This is a genomic window from Micromonospora sp. C81, assembly GCF_018070425.1.
GTDB lineage: Bacteria > Actinomycetota > Actinomycetes > Mycobacteriales > Micromonosporaceae > Micromonospora > Micromonospora zamorensis.
Genome location: NZ_JAGPXS010000007.1, coordinates 93,787 through 113,887, shown reverse-complemented (window position 1 = coordinate 113,887; position 20,101 = coordinate 93,787). Strand labels below are relative to the sequence as shown.

19 protein-coding genes and 1 riboswitch are annotated in these 20,101 nt (G+C 71.0%); of the genes, 11 read left to right on the top strand and 8 right to left on the bottom strand.

All coding sequences use genetic code 11. The features are described 5' to 3' along the window. Positions 1 to 74: 74 nt before the first annotated feature. Positions 75 to 761, bottom strand: a complete 687-nt coding sequence (locus KBX46_RS14190) for a helix-turn-helix domain-containing protein (RefSeq protein WP_308159509.1) — start codon at positions 759 to 761, stop codon at positions 75 to 77. Between the two features lie 189 nt (positions 762 to 950). Here KBX46_RS14190 and KBX46_RS14185 point away from each other — a divergent pair, with 189 nt between their 5' ends. The 5 genes from KBX46_RS14185 to KBX46_RS14165 all read left to right on the top strand — a co-directional run bounded on the left by KBX46_RS14185 (position 951) and on the right by KBX46_RS14165 (position 5,595). Beyond that, on the top strand, positions 951 to 1,898 hold the full coding sequence (locus KBX46_RS14185) for an ion transporter (RefSeq protein ID WP_210792855.1): 948 nt from the start codon (positions 951 to 953) through the stop codon (positions 1,896 to 1,898). Positions 1,899 to 1,975: 77 nt separating this feature from the next. After that, a complete protein-coding gene (locus KBX46_RS14180; RefSeq protein ID WP_210792854.1) occupies positions 1,976 to 3,145 on the top strand; it encodes an acyl-CoA dehydrogenase family protein in 1,170 nt (389 codons plus the stop codon). Next, positions 3,145 to 3,990 (top strand): phosphate/phosphite/phosphonate ABC transporter substrate-binding protein, encoded by an 846-nt coding sequence (locus tag KBX46_RS14175; RefSeq protein WP_210792853.1) that lies wholly within the window; start codon positions 3,145 to 3,147, stop codon positions 3,988 to 3,990. Before KBX46_RS14180 ends, KBX46_RS14175 begins: the two co-directional genes overlap by 1 nt. Next, positions 3,987 to 5,204 (top strand): sulfurtransferase TusA family protein, encoded by a 1,218-nt coding sequence (locus KBX46_RS14170; RefSeq protein ID WP_210792852.1) that lies wholly within the window; start codon positions 3,987 to 3,989, stop codon positions 5,202 to 5,204. The genes KBX46_RS14175 and KBX46_RS14170 overlap by 4 nt, the downstream gene beginning before the upstream one ends. 37 nt (positions 5,205 to 5,241) lie before the next feature. Continuing rightward, positions 5,242 to 5,595: a TraR/DksA C4-type zinc finger protein gene (locus KBX46_RS14165; RefSeq protein ID WP_088947824.1), complete on the top strand. Its 354-nt coding sequence runs from the start codon at positions 5,242 to 5,244 to the stop codon at positions 5,593 to 5,595. A gap of 50 nt (positions 5,596 to 5,645) precedes the next feature. Here the strand turns inward: KBX46_RS14165 and KBX46_RS14160 are convergent, their stop codons facing one another. Further along, positions 5,646 to 7,040, bottom strand: coding sequence for an FAD-dependent oxidoreductase (locus KBX46_RS14160; protein ID WP_210792851.1), 1,395 nt, complete (start codon positions 7,038 to 7,040; stop codon positions 5,646 to 5,648). Positions 7,041 to 7,086: 46 nt separating this feature from the next. Next, a complete protein-coding gene (locus KBX46_RS14155; RefSeq protein WP_210792850.1) occupies positions 7,087 to 7,584 on the bottom strand; it encodes a GNAT family N-acetyltransferase in 498 nt (165 codons plus the stop codon). A 104-nt stretch (positions 7,585 to 7,688) separates the two neighbouring features. On the opposite strand from KBX46_RS14155, the gene KBX46_RS14150 reads away from it, so the two are divergent. From KBX46_RS14150 to KBX46_RS14140, 3 genes are read left to right on the top strand one after another with little or no spacing between them, the layout of a single operon-like run. After that, the gene (locus KBX46_RS14150; RefSeq protein WP_210792849.1) at positions 7,689 to 8,060 is read left to right on the top strand and encodes a metalloregulator ArsR/SmtB family transcription factor; all 372 of its coding nucleotides are present in this window, start codon (positions 7,689 to 7,691) and stop codon (positions 8,058 to 8,060) included. Continuing rightward, positions 8,057 to 9,148 (top strand): ACR3 family arsenite efflux transporter, encoded by a 1,092-nt coding sequence (gene arsB, locus KBX46_RS14145; protein WP_210792848.1) that lies wholly within the window; start codon positions 8,057 to 8,059, stop codon positions 9,146 to 9,148. Before KBX46_RS14150 ends, arsB begins: the two co-directional genes overlap by 4 nt. Positions 9,149 to 9,166: 18 nt before the next feature. Further along, a complete protein-coding gene (locus KBX46_RS14140) occupies positions 9,167 to 9,574 on the top strand; it encodes an arsenate reductase ArsC (RefSeq protein WP_210792847.1) in 408 nt (135 codons plus the stop codon). 48 nt (positions 9,575 to 9,622) lie between these two features. Here the strand turns inward: KBX46_RS14140 and eno are convergent, their stop codons facing one another. Further along, positions 9,623 to 10,888: a phosphopyruvate hydratase gene (eno, locus tag KBX46_RS14135; RefSeq protein ID WP_210792846.1), complete on the bottom strand. Its 1,266-nt coding sequence runs from the start codon at positions 10,886 to 10,888 to the stop codon at positions 9,623 to 9,625. A gap of 118 nt (positions 10,889 to 11,006) precedes the next feature. Between eno and KBX46_RS14130 the strand changes: the two genes are divergently transcribed. Further along, a complete protein-coding gene (locus KBX46_RS14130; RefSeq protein ID WP_210792845.1) occupies positions 11,007 to 11,918 on the top strand; it encodes a MerR family transcriptional regulator in 912 nt (303 codons plus the stop codon). On the opposite strand, the gene KBX46_RS14125 is transcribed toward KBX46_RS14130, so the two are convergent. Beyond that, positions 11,915 to 12,910: a ribonucleotide-diphosphate reductase subunit beta gene (locus KBX46_RS14125; protein WP_210792974.1), complete on the bottom strand. Its 996-nt coding sequence runs from the start codon at positions 12,908 to 12,910 to the stop codon at positions 11,915 to 11,917. The genes KBX46_RS14130 and KBX46_RS14125 overlap by 4 nt on opposite strands. Before the next feature lie 41 nt (positions 12,911 to 12,951). Next, positions 12,952 to 15,279, bottom strand: a complete 2,328-nt coding sequence (locus KBX46_RS14120) for a ribonucleoside-diphosphate reductase subunit alpha (protein WP_247667533.1) — start codon at positions 15,277 to 15,279, stop codon at positions 12,952 to 12,954. A gap of 190 nt (positions 15,280 to 15,469) precedes the next feature. Then, positions 15,470 to 15,687, bottom strand: a riboswitch (cobalamin riboswitch). 370 nt (positions 15,688 to 16,057) lie between these two features. Between KBX46_RS14120 and KBX46_RS14115 the strand changes: the two genes are divergently transcribed. Together KBX46_RS14115 and KBX46_RS14110 are read left to right on the top strand one after the other, a co-directional pair. Beyond that, positions 16,058 to 17,452: an enolase C-terminal domain-like protein gene (locus KBX46_RS14115; protein WP_210792844.1), complete on the top strand. Its 1,395-nt coding sequence runs from the start codon at positions 16,058 to 16,060 to the stop codon at positions 17,450 to 17,452. Positions 17,453 to 17,460: 8 nt separating this feature from the next. Next, entirely contained in the window at positions 17,461 to 18,183 is a 723-nt protein-coding gene (locus tag KBX46_RS14110) for a FadR/GntR family transcriptional regulator (RefSeq protein ID WP_210792843.1), read from the top strand. Between the two features lie 25 nt (positions 18,184 to 18,208). Here the strand turns inward: KBX46_RS14110 and KBX46_RS14105 are convergent, their stop codons facing one another. Both KBX46_RS14105 and KBX46_RS14100 read right to left on the bottom strand, forming a co-directional pair. Continuing rightward, a complete protein-coding gene (locus KBX46_RS14105) occupies positions 18,209 to 19,027 on the bottom strand; it encodes an ATP-binding cassette domain-containing protein (RefSeq protein WP_247667507.1) in 819 nt (272 codons plus the stop codon). Further along, positions 19,027 to 20,079 carry an ABC transporter substrate-binding protein gene (locus tag KBX46_RS14100; RefSeq protein ID WP_088947811.1) on the bottom strand — a complete coding sequence of 351 codons (1,053 nt, stop codon included), beginning with the start codon at positions 20,077 to 20,079 and terminating at the stop codon, positions 19,027 to 19,029. The genes KBX46_RS14105 and KBX46_RS14100 overlap by 1 nt, the downstream gene beginning before the upstream one ends. Positions 20,080 to 20,101 lie beyond the last annotated feature (22 nt).

Here is a 20,101-nt window from a genome sequence, read left to right as displayed (position 1 = left end):
CTGCTCACCACCGAAAACTAGACCAGCTGGCACCGGCCGGGCGACGGATCGGCCGACACCACCTGCCGATCCGCTCAGCCCGCCTCGCCGAGCAGCAGACCGGTCAACAGGCTGCGCAGGGTCCGCTCGACGAGGTCCGCCCGGGGCGCCGGCGCCGGGGGCTGACCGAAGGCCGCGACCAGGTGCGGGTACGCCGCGAGGTCGACACCGGCGAAGCTGAGGGCCCCGGCCTCGCGGCGGGCGAAGAGGCTCACGACGCCGGTCATCATCGCGATGGCCTCGAACTTGGCGGTGACCGCGCAGGGCAGGGGTTCCAGGACCCGGATGCAGTTGTCGAACCAGGCCAGACTCTCGGGGCCGACGGCGGAGGCCCGGTGGAACACGTCGAGCAGCCAGGGGTGGGCGCCGAACAGCGCCAACTGCCGGCGGCCCAACAGCACCATGGTGTCCAACCAGTCGCCCTCCGCCTGCGGGTACGGCCGCAGCTCCCCGATGACCCGGTCGGTCATCAGGTCCAGCAGGTCGTCACGCGACGACAGGTACCGGTAGAGGGAGCCCGCGCCGGTGCCGAGCGCGCCGGCGACGGCACGCATCGACACGGCGGCGAGCCCTTCGGCGTCCGCCAGGGCGACGGCGGCAACCACTATGGCGTCCCGGCTGTGGGCGGGTGCGGGGCCACGGCTGCCGCGTTCGGGCCTGCTCCAGATGGGCGGGCGATCGGGGCCACCGTCACCGGCGCTCACGGGGGGTGCGTCACTCACCGGCCCACTCTAGATAGCGGGCGAGGTTCGCAGTCCTCGTCGTGTGCGGCGGCCACGACGGTCGTACCCCCGATCATTGATCTTGGATAGGCTGACTGGCATGCCCGCACGCCACCCGCACCGCCACCACGACGGCCGGAGGTGGGCCCTCACAGCGGCCCCGGCGCACGTGTTCGAGCCGGCCGACTGTTGAGTGGCGCACCCGCGCCCGCCCAGCGAGGTGAGCCGACCCCGTCGCCGCAGCACCGATCCGGTTGGGCGGCCCGCTGCGCGCGGCTCGCCCGGTCGCGCCCGTTCGAGATCGCCATCGTCGTGGTCATCCTCGCCAACGGGATCGTCCTCGGCCTGGAGACCTACGACGACCCGAACCGGGCCAACACGGCGCTGCACTGGCTGGAGTTGCTCTTCCGCGCCGTCTTCGTCGTCGAGATCGGTGTGCGGCTGGCGGCCTACGGCAAGCGTCCGCAGGACTTCTTCCGGCACGGCTGGAACGTCTTCGACTTCGTGGTGATCGCGGCCATCTTCATACCAGGCCTGCACGGCGACCCGGCGCTGCTGCGCGTCGTGCGGGTCGCCCGCATGGTCCGGTTGGTGCGGTTCTCGCCGGGTCTGCGGACCATCGTCTCCGCGCTGTGGCGCAGCCTGCCGGGCGTCACCGGGTTCCTCGCCCTGGCCGTGGTGACCCTCTACGTGTACGGCATGGCCGGCTGGCTGATCTTCGGTAGCAGATACCCGGAGCAGTACGGCGACATCGGCAAGTCGCTGCTGACGCTGTTCGTGCTGCTGTCGCTGGAGACCCTGCCGGACCTCATCGAGCAGGGCATGGCCATCTCGCCGTGGACACTGCTCTACTACGTCAGCTACGTGGTCATCACCGTCAACCTGCTGCTCAACATCCTCATCGCGGTCATCGTCAACTCGATGGAGGAGGCCCGCCGGTTGGAGATGACCGAGCGACTGGCCCCCGACTACGACGAGGACGGCGACGGCGTCCCGGACGAGGTGGACCGCATTGCGCTGACCCAACGGCTGGACGACCTGCGGGCGGTCATCGCCGAGCTGGAGCGGGAGTTGCGGATCGACCGGGAGGACGGGCACGGCCGGCCGCACCGGGACGGCACGCGTACCAGAGGGTGATCCGGTGCTCGCGCTGAGTCCTCCAGACCGGATAGTGTCGACGGCGGCCTGACCGCTTCGGTCGAAGGGGCACCAGCATGACGACCACTGTCGACAATGCCCATCCCACCACCGATGTCGCGAGCACCCTCGGCACCGTCATCGACGACGTGATCCGCCCGCAGGCGACGACTGTCGACCGGGAGGGGGTCTTCCCCCGCCAGGGTGTCGACGCCCTCGCCGCGGCCGGCCTGCTCGGCCTGGCCTGCTCGACCGAGGTCGGTGGCGGCGGCCACGGCATGCGGCTGGTCGCCGAGGTCGTCGAGCGGCTGGCCGCCGAGTGCGGCTCCACCGCGATGGTGGTCCTCATGCACTACGCGGCGACCGCCGTCATCGAGGCGCATGGCCCGCGCGAGGTCCGCGCCGACATCGCGGCCGGCGGGCACCTCACCACGTTGGCGTTCTCCGAGTACGGCTCCCGCAGCCACTTCTGGTCGCCCACCGGCACCGCGACAGCCACCGACGACGGCAGTGTCCGCCTCGACGCCCGCAAGAGCTGGGTCACCTCCGCCGGCGAGGTGGACAGCTACGTCTGGTCGAGCCTCCCGGTGACCCCCGACGCCGGTCCGATGACGCTGTGGCTCGTGCCAGCCGGCAGCGCCGGTCTGAGCGTGACGGGCGACTTCGACGGGCTCGGCCTGCGCGGCAACGGCTCCCGGCCGATGACCGCCGACGGGCTCCGGGTTCCCTCGACGGCGATGATGGCGGCCGACGGCGCCGGGCTCGACACCGCGCTCGGTGCGGTCCTCCCCTGGTTCCTGGTGCTCAACGCCGCGTTCTGTCTCGGTCTCGCCCAGAGCGCGGTCGCGGAGGCGGGCAGGCATGTCACCAAAACCACGCTCGCGCACACCGGTGCCGCCCTGCGCGACGCGCCCGTCACCCGCCGCGACCTCGCCCGACTGATGATCCGCACCGGCGCGCTACGCGCCTTCCTGGGCGACACCCTCACCGCTCTGGAGACCGGCCGCGACGACGCGATGCTGCGGGTCCTCCAGGTCAAGGCGCTCGCTGGCGAGACCGTCGCCGACGTGACCGACGGCGCGATGCAGCTCTGCGGCGGCAGCGCGTTCCGCAAGGAGCTGGGCCTCGAGCGCCGTTTCCGGGACTCGCGGGCGGCCCGGGTGATGGCACCGACCACCGACGCTCTGCACGACTTCGTCGGCCGGGTCGCCACCGGCCTGCCACTGCTCGACGAGGCCAACCGCTGATGCCGGCGCCATCGGTCCTGATGGGTGCCGTCGCGTACGACCCCAAGGTGGTGACCATCTGGGAGGGCTTCCGCGCGTGGCTAGGTGGGCGGGGTCTGGACTTCGACTTCGTCCTCTACTCGCACTACGAGCGACAGGTCGAGGATCTCGTCGCCGGACGGATCGACGCGGCATGGAACTCACCCCTGGCCTGGCTGCGCGCCGAGCGACTGGCGGTCGCCGACGGCACGACCGTCCGCGCGCTCACCATGCGCGACACCGACCAGGACCTCACCTCGGTGGTGGTGGTTCGAACCGACTCGCCGGCGCGGCAGGTCACGGACCTGGCCGGGAAGGTGGTCGCGGTCGGGGCGGTGGACAGCCCCCAGGCGACGCTCATTCCGCTGGGTCACCTCGCGGCCGCCGGGGTCGAGGTCGACGTGCGCCGCTTCGATGTCGGCGTCGGCCTGCACGGCGACCACATCGGCGGTGAACGCGACGCGGCCCGCGCCCTGCTGGCCGGGGAGGTCGACGCCGCCTGCATGATCGACGCCAACCACCTGGCGTTCGTCCAGGAGGGCACGCTGCCGCCCGACGGCACCCGGATCGTCGCGCAGACCGCACCGTACGACCACTGCAACATGACTGTCCGCGAGCCGGAGTCCGCCGGGGTCCAGCTCTTCGGCACGCTGCTGCTCGGCATGTCGTACGCCGACGCGCAGGTGCGTCCGCTGCTCGACCTGGAAGGGCTGACGGCCTGGAAAGACGGCCGCACCACTGGGTACGACGCCCTGGCCGGGGCGGTCGACGCCACCGGCTTCTACTCCCCTGACGGGCGGGTGACGGCCACGGACTACCGGCCGTGAGCGCGGCGCCGGCCGCCGACGCCGAGGTCCACCTCGGTGACCTGAGCTTCGGCCGGGGCGCACATCTGCTGGTGCACAGAGCCCTGGCCGGTCTGCCGCCCGGAGGCCGGTTGGCGGTCCGCGGACGCGACCCGGCGTTGCCGGTGCACCTGCCCGCCTGGTGTCGTGGCCGGGGTCATCGGGTCGAAGCGCCGGAGCCGGGCGACCGGGCCGACGTGGTGGCGGTGGTGGTGCGGGGCACGGCGGACGACGACCGCTGGTTCGGCGCGGAGCGCGCCGGGCCCGCCCTCCCGACGGCACTTCGCAGCCGTCCGCCGGCGCGGTGGGGGCTCGGCGCCCGGGGTGCGCTGCTCGAAGCCGGTGGCCCCGAGGCCCGGTTCGACCTGGACGACCGCGACCTGGTGTGGGCCGATGTCGCTCCTCACCTCTACGCGCAGGCGGCGGCGCGGCAGTGGGACCCGCAGACCGCGGTGCCGTGGGACGACCCGTTCGCGCTGCCAGCCGACGTCGAGGCCGCGGTGGTGCAGGTCATGACGTACCTGGTCGAGAACGAGCAGGCCGCCCTCGTCGTGCCGGCCCGGTTCGTCGGGCGGATCCATCCGCACTTCCGTGAGGTGGTGCAGCTCCTCGCCGTGCAGATGGCCGACGAGGCCCGGCACATGGAGGTGTTCAGCCGACGGGCACTGCTGCGGGGCGCCGAGATGGGCACGTCATCGGCCGGCGGTCGACAGTCGCTCTTCACGCTCGTCGCGGAGTCCGACTTCGCGTTGGCCTCGTTCCTGCTGTCCGTGCTCGGCGAGGGCAGCTTCGTCGATCTGCTCTCGTTCCTGCACCAGTTCGCCCCCGACCCGGTGACGCGGCGGATCTGCTGGCTCGCCATGCAGGACGAGCGCCGGCACGTGGTGTTCGGCATGGCGCACCTGGAGCATCAGGCGCGGCTCGACCCGCTGCTGCGGGGCCGGCTGCGGGCGGCCATCCACCGCCGCCACGACGCGCTCGTCGACACCGCCGGCCTCAACGCGGACGTCTTCGACGCGCTGGTGGTGCTCGCGGCGGGCGGCTGGCATCCCGACGACGTGTCCGCCGGCTTCGACCGGGTGCAGGCCCTGCAACACGCGATGGATCAGGGCCGCCAGCGCCGACTTGTACGGCTGGGTTTCCGGCCCGACGAGGCGGCCGCGCTGTCCGCCCTGCACACCCGCAACTTCATGTGAGCGACCACGCTCACTGCGGGGGTACGGTGGAGTGGCCATGGACAGGAACTCCAGCGCGGTCCGCGAGGAACTACTGCGGCTGCGTGAGCAGACCGAAGCGCAGGCCGCAGCCCTGGACGGTGACCTTCGGAGCCTCTTCGAGGCCTCCCGGTCGTCCAACGCCGACGACGAGCACGACCCCGAGGGCAGCACCATCGCCTTCGAGCGCGCGCAGCTCACCGCCGTCCTGGACGCGGCCCGCCGACGCCTGGCCGAGCTGGACAACGCGCTGCGGCGGGTCGACGACGGCAGCTACGGCGTGTGCGAACGGTGCTCCCGTCCCATTCCCGCCGAGCGGCTGGTCGCCCGGCCGTCGGCGCGTACGTGTGTGGCCTGCGCCAGCCGACGGTGACGGTGCCCGTCGGCCGCGAGGGTCACGGGCACCGTCGTCGTACCCGGTGATCAGCTGGTGCAGCAGGCGCCTGCGGGCGCGGCGTCGAGGGCAACGAGGCTGAGCGGCGCGGACAGCAACCCGCCGGAGATGCCGGTGCTCAGTCCACGCCCCGTCGGCTCCGGTCCGCAGCAGTTGTCGCCGCTCGCCGATTCGGCGGGGTTGCTGTTGCAGACGCCGGTTTCGGGCAGGTCGAGCTGGACCTCGCGGGCGGCGGTCCAGTCCCCGGCGAGGGCGGCCACGACCGAGCGGACCTGCTCGTAGCCGGTGGCCATGAGGAACGTCGGCGCCCGGCCGTAGGACTTCATGCCGACGGCGTAGTAGCCGCTCTCCGGGTGGGCGAGTTCGTCCACGCCATGCGGGGGAACGGTGCCGCAGGAGTGCTCGTTGGGGTCGATCAGTGGGGCGATCGCACGGGTCGCGCCCAGGACCGGATCCAGGTCCAACCGCAGCTCGGCGGCGATGGAGTGGTCGGGTCGGAAGCCCGTGGCGGCCACGATGCGGTCGACGGTGATCGACTCGTCGGTGCCGTCGGCGTGCCGCACGACCACGCTCACCCGCCCGTCGGTCGGGGCGAGCGCGTGCACGGAGAATCCGGTGAGCAGCCGGATGCGCCCCGCGTCGACGTGCGCCCGCAGGCGCGAGCCGAGCGCGCCTCGCGCCGGGAGGGCGTCGGCCGCCCCGCCACCGTAGGTACGCGTCGGCGAGGCGGTCCGGATCGCCCAGGTCACCTCGGTGCCGGGTTCGGCGGCGGACAGCTCGGCCAGGGACAGCAGGGTGTTCGCGGCCGAGTGGCCGGCCCCGACCACGAGGGTGTGCCGGCCGACGAACCGGCCCCGGTCGGCACCGAGCACGTCGGGCAACGCGTGCTCCAGATGGGCGACCGAGGCGGCCTCTCCCCTGGCAGGCAGGCCGGACGCGCCGAGGACGTTCGGCGTACCCCAGGTGCCGGAGGCGTCGATGACGGCGCGGGCGAACAGCTCGTCGCCGTCGGCGAGGCGGAGCAGGAAGGGCGCGGTGTCGCGTCCGGCGGTGCGCAGCCGGTCGAGGCCGAGGCGGCTGATCGCCTCCACGCGTGCCCCGTACCGCACGTGTGGCTTGAGCTGCGGCAACTCCGCGAGAGGCTGGAGGTAGTCGCCGACGAGTTCCGCGCCGGTGGGCAGGGCCTCCGGGTCGGGGGCGACCCAGCCGGCCTCGTCGAGGAGCCGACGGGCGGCCGGATCGACGTTGTACCGCCACGGTGAGAAGACGCGCACGTGCCCCCACTGCCGTACGGCGGCACCGGGGGTGTCGCCGGCTTCGAGGATGGTGAAGGGCAGGCCGCGCTCGTGCAGGTGCGCGGCGGCGGCGAGACCGGTCGGGCCGGCGCCGATGACGACGACGGGAAGGCCGTCCAGAGCGTTCATCCGTTGACTCCTCGATGTGGTGGCCCGCCTGAGGGGCGCGGGCTCGTCAGGTGATGGTGGGGCTGCGACGTTCGAGCAGGACGACGTCGCGCCAGCGGTCGTGGTGGCGCCCGACCCGCTCGCGTACGCCGATCACGCGGAACCCGGCCCGCTGGTGCAGCGCCATGCTGGCGGCGTTCTCCGGGAAGACTCCGGACTGGATCGTCCAGATGCCGGCGGCCTCGGTGGAGGTGATCAGCGCGTCCAGCAGCAGTCGGGCGACGCCACGGCCCTGAGCGGCCGGGTCGACGTAGACGGAGTGTTCGACCACTCCGGCGTAGACCGCGCGGGTCGAGGTCGGCGAGACCGCGATCCAGCCCAGGACGGTGCCGTCGCGGTCGACGGCCACGAAGCGGTGCCCGGTCAACCGGGCGGCGTCGAAGGCCGCCCAGGTCGGGGCGGTGATCTCGAAGCTGGCGTTGCCGGCGTCGAGGCCAGCCTGGTAGATCGCGAGGACCCGCTCGGAGTCGGCCTCGGTCATGGGCCGCACGGTGAGGTCAGTCATCCAGGTGTTCCTTCCCGGTGGGTTCGGTTGCTCGACGACGCTTGTCTCGACGCTTGTCGAATCAGACAGTTGCACACTGATTAGATCAGTGTCAACCTAGAGCAATGTCTAATCAAGCGGTATCGGCGGCCTGCTGCCCCTCGCTGACCGAGCGACGCGTGCCAGCAGAGGCCGCCGCGGTGCTCGCGCCCGCGTTCAAGGCGCTCGGCGACCCGGTGCGGCTGCAACTGCTGTCGATGATCGCCTCCGCCGAGAGTGGGGAGATCTGCGTCTGCGATCTGACCCCCGCGTTCGACCTGACCGGCCCCACCATCTCGCACCACCTCAGGACGCTGCGGGAGGCCGGGCTCGTCGACGCCGAACGCCGGGGCACCTGGGTCTACTACCGCGCCCGGCCGGCCCTGCTGCGCCAGCTCTCCGCACTGCTCACCGTCACACCCGCAGCGGCGCCCACCGACCGACCGGACTGCTCGTGACCAGCACCGTCCAGAGCGACCCGGCCGAGAGCGCCGTGGTCGGTCGCCTCTCCCGACTCGACCAGTTCCTGCCGGCCTGGATCGGGCTGGCCATGGTCGCCGGCCTGCTGCTCGGTCGCCTGATCCCCGGCCTGGACAGCGCGCTGGAAGCGGTGACGATCGGCGGGATCTCGCTGCCGATCGCGATCGGCTTGCTGATCATGATGTACCCGGTGCTCGCGAAGGTCCGCTACGACCGGCTCGACACCGTCACCGGCGACCGCCGCCTGCTGATCTCCTCGCTGGTGCTCAACTGGCTCGTCGGCCCCGCCGTGATGTTCGCCCTGGCCTGGATCTTCCTGGCCGACCAGCCCGCGTACCGCACCGGCCTGATCATCGTCGGTCTGGCCCGCTGCATCGCCATGGTCATCATCTGGAACGACCTCGCCTGCGGTGACCGGGAGGCCGCCGCCGTCCTGGTCGCGCTCAACTCCGTCTTCCAGGTCGTCGCCTTCGGTCTGCTCGGCTGGTTCTACCTCTCGGTGCTGCCCCGGTGGCTGGGGTTGTCCGGTGCCGAGTTGACGATCTCGGCCTGGGACATCGCCCGCAACGTGCTCATCTTCCTCGGCATCCCGCTGATCGCCGGCTACCTCACCCGCCGTCTCGGCGAGCGCGCCAAGGGCCGAACCTGGTACGAGGCACGCTTCCTGCCCAGGATCGGCCCGGCCGCCCTCTACGGGTTGCTGTTCACGATCGTGATCCTGTTCGCGCTACAGGGCGACGCGATCACCAGCCGCCCCCTGGACGTCGTCCGCATCGCGCTGCCCCTGCTGGTGTACTTCGCCCTCATGTGGGCCGGCTCCTACGCTCTCGGCCGGGCCATCGGTCTCGGCTACGAGCGCACCACAACCCTGGCCTTCACCGCGGCCGGCAACAACTTCGAGCTCGCCATCGCGGTCGCGATCGGCACCTTCGGCGTCGCCTCCGGTCAGGCCCTCGCCGGGGTCGTCGGCCCGCTGATCGAGGTGCCCGTCCTGGTCGGGCTGGTCTACGTGTCCCTGTGGGCGCGCCGCCGCTTCTTCACTCCCGCACCCTCGGCAACCGCGTAACCCGGAAGGCAACCCCTCATGAGCACCAGGCCCAGCGTCCTGTTCGTCTGCGTCCACAACGCCGGCCGGTCCCAGATGGCCGCCGGCTGGCTGCGCCACCTCGCCGGCGACACCGTCGAGGTCCGCTCGGCCGGCTCCGCGCCGGCCGACACGGTCAACCCCGCCGCCGTGCAGGCCATGCGCGAGGTCGGCATCGACATCACCGACCAGACCCCCAGACGTCTGGAGTACGCGACAGCGGAGTCCTCCGACGTCATCGTGACGATGGGCTGCGGCGACACCTGCCCGGTCTTCCCCGGCAAACGCTACGAGGACTGGCAGCTGGAGGACCCCGCCGGCAAGGGAGTCGACGCCGTCCGCCCGATCCGCGACGAGATCCGCGCCCGGGTGGAGAAGCTCCTCGCCGAGCTGAGCCAGACGACCTGACCAGCGGGCGGCACGGCACCGGCACGGCAGCCGGCGCGGTCCCGTGCCTCAGCGGCTGCCGGCGTAGACAGCGCGGTCGCCGAGCTCCTCCTCGATGCGGATGAGCTGGTTGTACTTGGCCGTGCGGTCCGAGCGCGACAACGAGCCGGTCTTGATCTGGCCGCAGCCGACGCCCACGGCCAGGTCGGCGATGGTGGTGTCCTCGGTCTCCCCGGAGCGGTGTGACATCACCACCCGGTACCCCGCCTTGTGGGCGGCGTCCACCGTCGCCAGGGTCTCGGTGAGCGTGCCGATCTGGTTGACCTTGACCAGGATCGCGTTGGCGTAACCGCCCTCGATCCCGTCGCGCAGCCGGTCGACGTCGGTGCAGAAGACGTCGTCGCCGACCAACTGCACCCGCTCCCCCGCCAGCGCCGTCAGCCGCTTCCAACCGGCGATGTCGTCCTCCGCCATCGGGTCCTCGACGGAGCTGACCGGGTAGCGGGAGACCAGGTCGAGCAGGTGGTCGACGTGCTCCTCGACGGTGCGCTCGCGCCCCTCGCCGACGTAGTCGTAGACGCCGTCGCGGAAGAACTCCGAGCTGGCCGGATCGAGACACATCGTGATGTCGGTGCCGGGCTCGTAGCCGGTGTCCTCGATGGCGCGCAGCACGAAACGCAGCGCCTCGTCGGCATCCGTGAAGTTCGGCGCGAAGCCGCCCTCGTCCCCGACGTTGGTGCTGTGCCCGGCCGCCGCCAGGGACGCCCGGAGGGTGTGGAAGACCTCCGAGCCCATCCGGACCGCCTCGGCGAACGTCCGCGCTCCGACCGGAGCGATCATGAACTCCTGGAAGTCGAGCGGGTTGTCGGCGTGTGCGCCGCCGTTGATGATGTTCATCATCGGCACCGGCAGCAGGCGAGCCCCGACGCCACCGACGTAGCGGTAGAGCGGCTGCCGGTGCGCCAGCGCCGCCGCCTTCGCCGCCGCCAGGGACACGGCGAGGATCGCGTTGGCACCCAGTCGACCCTTGTCCTTCGACCCGTCGAGCGCGATCATCGTCTCGTCGATCAGGGCCTGGTCCTCCGCGTCGAGCCCGGTCACCGCGTCGGCGATCTCACCGTTCACCGCGCCGACCGCCGTCGTGACGCCCTTGCCGTGGAAGCGCGTGCGATCCCCGTCGCGCAACTCGACCGCCTCGTTCGTCCCCGTCGACGCCCCGGAGGGCACGGCCGCCCGCCCGGTCGATCCGTCCGTGAGGACCACGTCGGCCTCCACGGTCGGGTTGCCCCTGCTGTCGAGAATCTGCCGACCACGTACCCGACTGATTGCCGTCATCACACACTCCCTGTTCACGATGCCTTTTCGCCGCCAGACTGGCAGGAAACGGCGGTCCTGGCACCGCGACGATGGACACGTTGACCCGTACCCCAGGGTGCGGGTTTAGGGTCGCGGGATGCGGGTGGGTGAGCTGGCGCGACGGACCGGGACCACGGTCCGGGCCTTGCGGTACTACGAGTCGGCCGGGCTGGTCGTGCCCCGGAGGTTGGGCAACGGCTACCGGGAGTACGACGCGATCGCGGTGCGGCTGGTGGCACAGATCCGCGAGTTGATGGCGCTCGGCCTCACCGTCGAGGAGACCCGCCCGTTCGTCGAGTCGATCGCCGGTGGCGCCGACGACGCCGACGTGTGCGCGGCTGCGGTGGCCACGTACCGCAGCACCATCACCGGCCTGCAGGAGCGGATCGGCAAGCTGACCGCCCAGCGGGATGCGCTGGACGCCCGCCTCGACGCGGCCGCGACCCAGGTCGTGCCCGGCAGCGCGGCGGTCGGCACAGACCCCACCGCGCTGGTCGGCACCCGCCTGCCACCCCTGTCCTTCTACGGCACCGACGGCCGCCCGGTCGATCTCGGTGCGCTCGGCGACGGACGCACCGTCATCTTCGTGTACCCACTGACCGGACGGCCGGGCGTCGACCTGCCCAACGGGCTGCTGGAGGTCCATGGCGCCCGGGGCAGCACCGAGCAGGCCGCCTGGTTCCGCGACCACCACGCGGAACTCCGCGCGGCCGGCGCCGCCCGGGTGTACGGCCTGTCCGCGCAGTCGACCGGATACCAGCGGGAACTCGCGCACCGGCTGCGGTTGCCCTACCCGCTGATCCCCGACCCGAGGCTGACGCTGGCCGACGCGCTGCGTCTGCCGACCCGCACCGCCGGTGACATGACGCTCTACGAGCGGTTGACGCTGATCATCGCCGACGGCGCTGTCGAACAGGTCTTCCACCCGATTCCGGACCCGGCGTCGCACCCCCTGCACGTGATGCGGTGGCTCACCAAGCGACGCCAGGCCCCGGGATCGGTCGTCTAGAAGTCGTCGTCGAAGGCGACGGTGCCGCTCACCCCGACCTGGTACGCCGAGACGCGCCGCTCGAAGAAGTTGGACAGCTCCTGCACGTCCTGCAACTCCATGAAGGCGAACGGGTTGGTCGACCCGTAGTGCGGGGCGATGCCGAGCTGGGCGAGGCGACGGTCGGCGACGTGCTGGAGATACTCCCGCATGTCGGTCAGCGTCAGACCGGGCACACCGTGGCCCAACAGGTCCTCGGCGAACTGCACCTCGCACTCGACGGCCTCGGTGAGCATCTGCCGAACCTGGTCGGCGAGGTCGTCGTCGAACAGGTCCGGTTCCTCGGCGCGGACGGTGTCGACAACGTCGAACGCGAACGCCATGTGCATCGACTCGTCCCGGAACACCCAGTTGGTGCCGGAGGCCAGGCCGTGCAGCAGGCCACGGGAGCGCAGGAAGTAGACGTACGCGAAGGCGCCGTAGAAGAACAGCCCCTCGATGCAGGCGGCGAAGCAGATCAGGTTGAGCAGGAACGTCCGTCGGTCCTCCCGGGACCGCAGCTCCCGCAGGTCGTTGAGCGAGTCGATCCAACGGAAGCAGAACTCGGCCTTGCGACGGATCGAGGGAATGTTCTCGATGGCGGCGAAGGCGGCGAACCGCTCGGTCTCGTCGGGCACGTACGTGTCGAGCAGGTTGAGGTAGAACTGGACGTGCACGGCCTCCTCGAACAGCTGCCGGGACAGGTAGAGGCGGCCCTCGGGGCTGTTGACGTGCTGGTACAGGTTGAGCACCAGGTTGTTCGCGACGATCGTGTCGCCGGTGGCGAAGAACGCCACGAGGCGGCTGACCAGGTGCCGCTCGGCCGGCGACAGCTTGTCCAGGTCGGCGAGGTCGGCGTGCAGGTCGACCTCCTCGACGGTCCAGGTGTTGCGGATGGCGTCGCGGAACCGGTCGAAGAAGTGCGGGTAGCGCATCGGGCGGAGGGTGAGGTCCATCCCGGGGTCGAGCAGCATGTGCGTGGTCCTCGTGTCGGTGGTGCGGGTGTCGGCGGCGGTCACTGGCAGGCCTCGCACGACTCGGGGTTCTCCAGCGAGCAGGCCAGCGCCTCCGCGTCGACGGAGACGGGTGCGACGGGTGCGACAGCGCTTACGGTGGCCTGCTGGATCCGCGTGGCGGGGCGGGAGCGCAGGTAGTAGGTGGTCTTCAGCCCGGCCTTCCAGGCGTACAGGTACATCGAGGACAGCTTGCCGATGGTCGGTGCGGCCAGGAACAGGTTCAGCGACTGAGACTGGTCGATGAACGGGGCACGGGCCGCGGCCAGGTCGATCAAAGCGCGCTGCGGCAGCTCCCACGCGGTGCGGAACAACTCCCGTACGCCGGCCGGCAGCTCGGCGATGTCCTGCACCGACCCCTCGGCCCGCTTGATCGCCGACCGGATCCGCTCGGTCCACAGACCGCGGGCCTTCAGCTCGCGTACCAGAGCGGTGTTGACCTGCAGGAACTCCCCCGACAGGGTCTCGCGCTTGAACAGGTTCGACACCTGCGGCTCGATGCACTCGTAGCACCCGGCGATCGAGGCGATGGTCGCGGTCGGGGCGACCGCCACCAACAGTGAGTTGCGCAGCCCGTACGCCTCGACCCGCTCGCGCAGCGCGTCCCAGCGCGCGGTCTGGGTGCCCTCGACGCCCCACAGGTCGGGCTGCAACTGACCCCGCGCGGCCCGGGTCTGCGCGAAGGTCGGATGCGCGCCGAAGCGACGCGCCAGGTCGGCGGAGGTCTCCAGCGCGGTCAGGTACAGCTCCTCGCTGATCCGGGTGGACAGCTCCCGCGCGGCCGGCGAGTCGAACGGCAGCCGCAGCGCGAAGAACACGTCCTGAAGGCCCATCAGCCCGAGCCCGACCGGTCGCCAGCGGGGGTTGCTCGCCGCCGCCTGCGAGGTCGGGTAGTAGTTGATGTCGATGACCCGGTCCAGGAACGTCACAGCGGTACGGACCGTGGCGCGCAGCCGCTCCCAGTCGATGCCACCGTCGGTGAGGTGGGCGGCGAGGTTCACCGAACCGAGGTTGCACACGGCGGTCTCGGCGTCGCTGGACACCTCGACGATCTCGGTGCAGAGGTTGGACAGGTGCACCACGTTGCCCGGCTCGGCGGTCTGGTTGCACAACCGGTTGGCGGCGTCCTTGAAGGTCATCCACCCGTTGCCGGTCTGGGCCAGGGTCCGCATCATCTTCCCGTACAGCTCCCTGGCAGGGACCTGCCGCACATAGCGGCCCTGCGCCTCGGCCTCGCGGTACGCGGCGTCGAACCGCTCACCCCACAGGTCGGGCAGCTCGGGCACCTCGTGCGGGTCGAACAGCGACCACATCTCGTCGGCCTCGACCCGGCGCATGAACTCGTCCGGGACCCAGTTGGCGAGGTTCAGGTTGTGGGTGCGTCGGGCGTCCTCGCCGGTGTTGTCCCGCAGTTGCAGGAACTCCTCGACGTCCGGGTGCCACGGCTCCAGGTAGACGCAGGCCGCGCCCTTGCGCCGGCCGCCCTGGTTGACCGCGGCGACGCTCGCGTCCAGCGTGCGCAGCCACGGCACGATCCCGTTGGACTGCCCGTTGGTGCCGCGGATCAGCGCGCCCCGGGACCGCACCCGGGAGTACGCGATGCCGATGCCGCCGGCGAACTTGGACAGGTTGGCGACCTGGGCGTACCGCTGGTAGATCGAGTCCAACTCGTCGAGCGGGGAGTCGACCAGATAGCAGGAGGACATCTGGGTGTGCCGGGTGCCGGAGTTGAACAGCGTCGGCGAGCTGGGCAGGTAGGCCAGGCTGGACATCAGCCGGTAGAAACCGGTCGCCTCGTCGGGCGTGGTGGACAGACCACAGGCCACCCGCAGCAGCCAGTACTGCGGGGTCTCCAGCACCAGCCTGCTGGTGGGGTGGCGCAGCAGGTACCGATCGGCCACCGTACGCAGGCCGAAGTACTCGAATCGCCGGTCACCGTCCGGATCGACGGCGGCGTCGAGCATCGTGGCGTGTGCGGCGACGAACGCGGCGGTGTCGTCTCCGATCAGGCCCTCGGCGTGGCCGACCCGGATCGCCGCGCTGAACGAGGTGACGCCCTGCCGACGCACCTCCTTGTCGACGTAACCGGCCAGCAGCCGGGCGGCGAGGCGCGAGTACTGCGGCTCCTCGCCGATCATCTCGGCCGCGGTCTGGATGGACAGCCGGTCCAGCTCGGCCGTCGTCGCGCCGTCGTACAGGCCGCTGATGGTGCGGGTGGCGACGCGCATCGGGTCGACGTCGGTCAGGTCGTCGGCCCACCGCTCGACCGCCCGGACGATCTTGTTCACGTCCACGGGTTCGGTGGCGCCGTTGCGCTTGCGGACCTGCATCGGCGTCCGCCGCACTGTCGCGTCGCCGCTGACGGGGACTACCTCGGTGACTGTCACCACTCGCTCCTCGGAGTTCGAGACCTGTTGGCCCGGACGCGAGGAGACAGACACCGACGGACGCCACGCCGCACGGCGTGGGTCAGGTGGCGTCAGCCGTCCCACGCGGCCTCGGACCGCCGCCCACCCGGGTGCGGGTACGCGGCGCGCTGGCAGGTCTTCGGACTCGTGGGCACAACCGGGCTGGCCGGTCTCCTACTGGCCGTCGCTTCCCAGGCCACTTGGTGGCCCAGTGCTGATGACGGCGGTCGTTCCCACTCACCGCTGCGGGACAGTCCCGGATTTCCACCGGGTTCCCTCTTGCCTCGACCGCACCGGATGAGCGGTCGAACCAGCTGCGCTCGACACCATATATAGGGATGCAGGCGTTGTCACACCCCACATGTCGGTCCCGGCGTGTCGCGGCCGGGCCGGTGACGGTGATCACCAGCCGCACCGGGGCGGGTTCGTCCCGGCCGGCGAGGCGCGTCGATGGCAGCAGCAGCCGCAGGCGGTGCGACTCACGGCGCGACGCAACCCACGGGCCGGCGACACCGGCAAAGATTTGATGTATCGCGCCAATGGGCACAGTGGATCAGGTTCGGACATTGACCAGGCTCGACGGCCCCGAGACGATGGATGTCCGTCCTTCAGGGTGGATCAAGGTCGTTGACGCGTCAGAACCGCCCTCCGTATACTCCGGGTGATCATCCGATCTTTTGCCTAGCCGGGCGAGGAGCGCATGCCGCAGATCACCGCCGTCACCGTCGAGGACGTCCGTTTTCCCACCTCACTGACCGCCGACGGGTCCGACGCCATGAACAAGGACGGCGACTACTCGGCGGCGTACGTCATCCTGCACACCGACGGTGTCGACAGCGTGGGCGTGCCGCTCGCGGGTCACGGGCTGACCTTCACCATCGGTCGAGGCAACGACATCGTCGCCGCGGCCGCGGTGCACCAGGCGCAGCTTCTGGTCGGCCTGGACGTGGCGACGATGGCCGCGGACATGGGCGCGGTCTACCGACTCCTCACCTCCGACAGCCAACTGCGGTGGCTCGGGCCGGAGAAGGGCGTCGTCCACCTCTCCCTCGCCGCCGTGTTGAACGCCTCATGGGACCTGGTCGCCCGGCTCGCCGGGAAGCCGCTGTGGCGACTGCTCGTCGACATGTCCCCCGAGCAACTCGTCGACATCGCGGACCTGCGCTACCTGTCCGACGCGCTGACCCGGGACGAGGCACTGGCCATCCTGCGGGCCAAGGAGAGCACCAGGGCCGACCGCCTCGCCGAGCTCGACCGCACCGGCTACCCCGCCTACACCACCTCGGCCGGCTGGCTCGGCTACGGCGACGACAAGCTGCGCCGGCTCTGCCAGGAGGCGGTGGACGCCGGCTACGGGTACGTCAAGCTCAAGGTGGGCGCCAACCTCGACGACGACATCCGCCGCTGCGGCATCGCCCGGGAGATCCTCGGCCCGCACCGCAACCTGATGATCGACGCCAACCAGGTCTGGGACGTCGGTCAGGCCATCGAGTGGGTCAACGCCCTCGCCCAGTTCACACCCCTGTGGATCGAGGAGCCGACCAGTCCCGACGACATCCTGGGCCACGCGGCCATCCGCCGCGCTGTCGCTCCCATCGGCGTGGCCACCGGCGAGCACTGTCACAACCGGGTGATGTTCAAGCAGCTGTTCCAGGCCGGGGCCATCGACTTCTGCCAGCTGGACACCGGTCGGCTGGCCAGCATCAACGAGATCGTCGCCGTGCTGCTCCTCGCCGCGAAGTTCGACGTGCCGGTGTGCCCCCACGCCGGCGGAGTCGGGCTCTGCGAGATGGTCCAACACGTGTCGGTGCTCGACTACGTCGCGATCTCCGGGGATCTCACCGACCGGGTCACCGAGTTCGTCGACCACCTGCACGAGCACTTCACCGACCCGTGCGTCGTCCGGGACACCGGCTCGGGCAGCGGCTACGTCCTGCCCAGCCAGCCCGGCTACTCCACCCGGATGCGTCAGGAGTCGGTCGCGCTCTACCGGTTTCCCGACGGCCACTACTGGGCGGCGTCGGACCCGACTACCGTGTCATCCTCGGAGCCGTACGTGATCGCGGGTGGGACGGCCACCCCCGCCGGCCGCTAGGGGGTGTCATGTCGCGCACCGACGAAGTGGTGAACGGCATCAAGCGGATGATCCTCGAAGGGCAGTTCAAGCCCGGGGACCGACTGCCCATCGAGAAGGACCTCGCCGAGTCGCTCGGCGTTTCGCGCGGCTCGCTGCGCGAGGGCATGTCGGCTCTGTCGATCCTCGGCATCGTCAACATCCGCCAGGGTGACGGCACCTACGTCACCAACCTCGACGCGCCGCAACTGCTGGCCCCGATGGGCTTCGTGGTGGACTTCCAGGGCCAGGGCGACCCCCGGCACATCCACACCGTCCGGCGACTGCTGGAGTGCGAGGCCGCCCAACTGGCGGCGACCAGGATGACCGACGAGGCCCTCGCCCAGGCCGGTGACCTGCTCGCCGAGGCGGCCCGGATGGTCGGCCAGTCACCGCAGGACCACGAGCGCATCCTCGAGATCGACATCGCCTTCCACCGGATCATCGCGGTGCACGCCGAGAATCCGGTGCTCATCGGGTTGATCGAGGCGTTCGCCGGGCGCACCGTGCGGGGCCGGCTGTGGCGGAGCCTGCACGAGGAAGGCGCGGACCGGCGCACCCACGACGAACACGTGGCGATCCTCAAGGCCCTTGCGGCACGTGACCCGGAGCGGGCCCGTATCCGGATGGCCAACCACCTGATTGGGGTGGAGGAGTCGTTGTACGGGTTGCCCGACGACGCCGAGGCCGGCTCCGACACCGCGCGGTCGTGACCGCCCACGCGGTCGACGGCCACGGTCACCGCTCGTCGCGTTCCACACTGGTGCTCCCGGTCATGGCCGCCACCAGGTCGTCGGTGGTGACCTCGTCGGCGCGCAGTCGGGCCGCCCGCCGACCGAGGCGCAGCACCTCGACCCGGTCGGCGATCTCGAGCACCTGAGGCATGTTGTGGCTCACCAGCACCACCGACATGCCGGCGTCGCGGGCGCGCCGGACCACGTCGAGCACCCGCCCGGTCTGGACGACACCGAGTGCGGCGGTGGGCTCGTCGAGGATGACCACGTTGGTCGCCCAGATGATGGCGCGGGCCACCGCGACGCACTGCCGTTGCCCCCCGGACAACATCGCGATCGGGGTGGTGACCCGCGGGATCCGTACGCCCAGCTCGTCAAGGGCGGCGGCCGCGCCCAGCCGCATCGCGCGCTTGTCGAGCAGCCCGAGCCGACCCAGCGGCCCGGAGCGCAGGATCTCCCGCCCGAGGTACAGGTTGGCGGCCACGCTGAGGTCGTCGGCGACGGCGAGGTCCTGGTAGACGGTCTCCACCCCGGCGCGCCGGGCGTCGACCGGGGTGGAGAACCGGACAGGACGACCACCGACCCGGATCTCGCCCTCGTCGGGCGGGTGCACACCGGACAGCGTCTTGATGAGGGTGCTCTTTCCGGCGCCGTTGTCGCCGATCAGCGCGACGACCTCACCCCGGTGGACAGTGAAGTCGGCGCCGCGCAGCGCCTCGACGTGCCCGAACCGCTTGACGATGCCACGGGCTTCGAGGACCGGCGGCTCGTCGGCGGTGGGCTGCCGGTCGCTGTCGGCGGTGGCCGTCGGGGTCGTACCCATCACTGCACCGGGGGGTTGGCGCAGCTGGGCTCGAGCACCGCCTTGATCTCCGCGGAGTCGATGTTCTCCTTGGTGACGAACGTGACGCCGGTGTCGGCCGACGCCAGCGGCGCCTTGTCCCGCAGGTGCTTGACCATCTTGTCGACGCCGAAGTAGCCCATCTTGAACGGGTTCTGCACGACCAGCGCGGAGATCTGGCCGCTGCGTACCCCGGCGATCTCGTCCGGGGCGGCGTCCCACCCGATGATGACCACCTTGCCGGACTTGCCGGCCGCCTGGATGGCCTGCGCGGCGCCGAGCACACTCGGCTCGTTGGCAGCGAAGACGCCCGCGAGGTTGGGGTTGGCGGTGAGGATGTTCTCGGTGACGCGTCGTGCCTCGTTGACGTCACTGCGGCTGGGCTGCTGGCCGACCAGCTTCAGGTTCGGATACTGGGCGAGACCGGCCTTGAAGCCGTCGACCCGCTCGGTGTTGGTCTGCGAACCGGGCTGGAACTCGACCAGCGCCACCTCGTGGTTGCCGGGGCCGAGTTCGGTGGCGAGCAGCTTCGCCGCCTCGGTGGCCGACGCGCGGTTGTCGGTGGCGAACAGCGGCACGTTCGACGGCTGCGGGCTGGTGCCGGAGTCGATCATCGCGACCGGGATGTTCGCGGCGAGCGCCTTGTCGGTGGCGGGCGCCAGCGCACTGGAGTCGGTGGCCGCGTAGACGATGCCGTCGACCTTCTTGGTGACGTAGTTCTGGATCAGGTTGACCTGACCCTCGACATCGGTCTCGGTGGTGACCCCGTCCCACTGGACGGTGACGTCACCCGCGCGCTGCGCGGCGCACTCGGCACCCGCCTTCACCGTGTTCCAGTAGTCGGCCCCGACCGCCTTCGGGACGACGGCGAGCTTCAACGGCCCGCTCGCGTCCTTGGTCGCGCCGTCGCCTCCGTCTCGGACCTCGACCCCGCCGCAGGCGCTGAGCAGAGCGGTCGCCGCGGCCACGGCCAGAATCGCCTGCGCGCGCAGGAGTGGCCCTCGTGCCCGCCGGCTGGTGGTGGTGTGTGCCATGGTGTGTGTCCTTCCTCGTTCG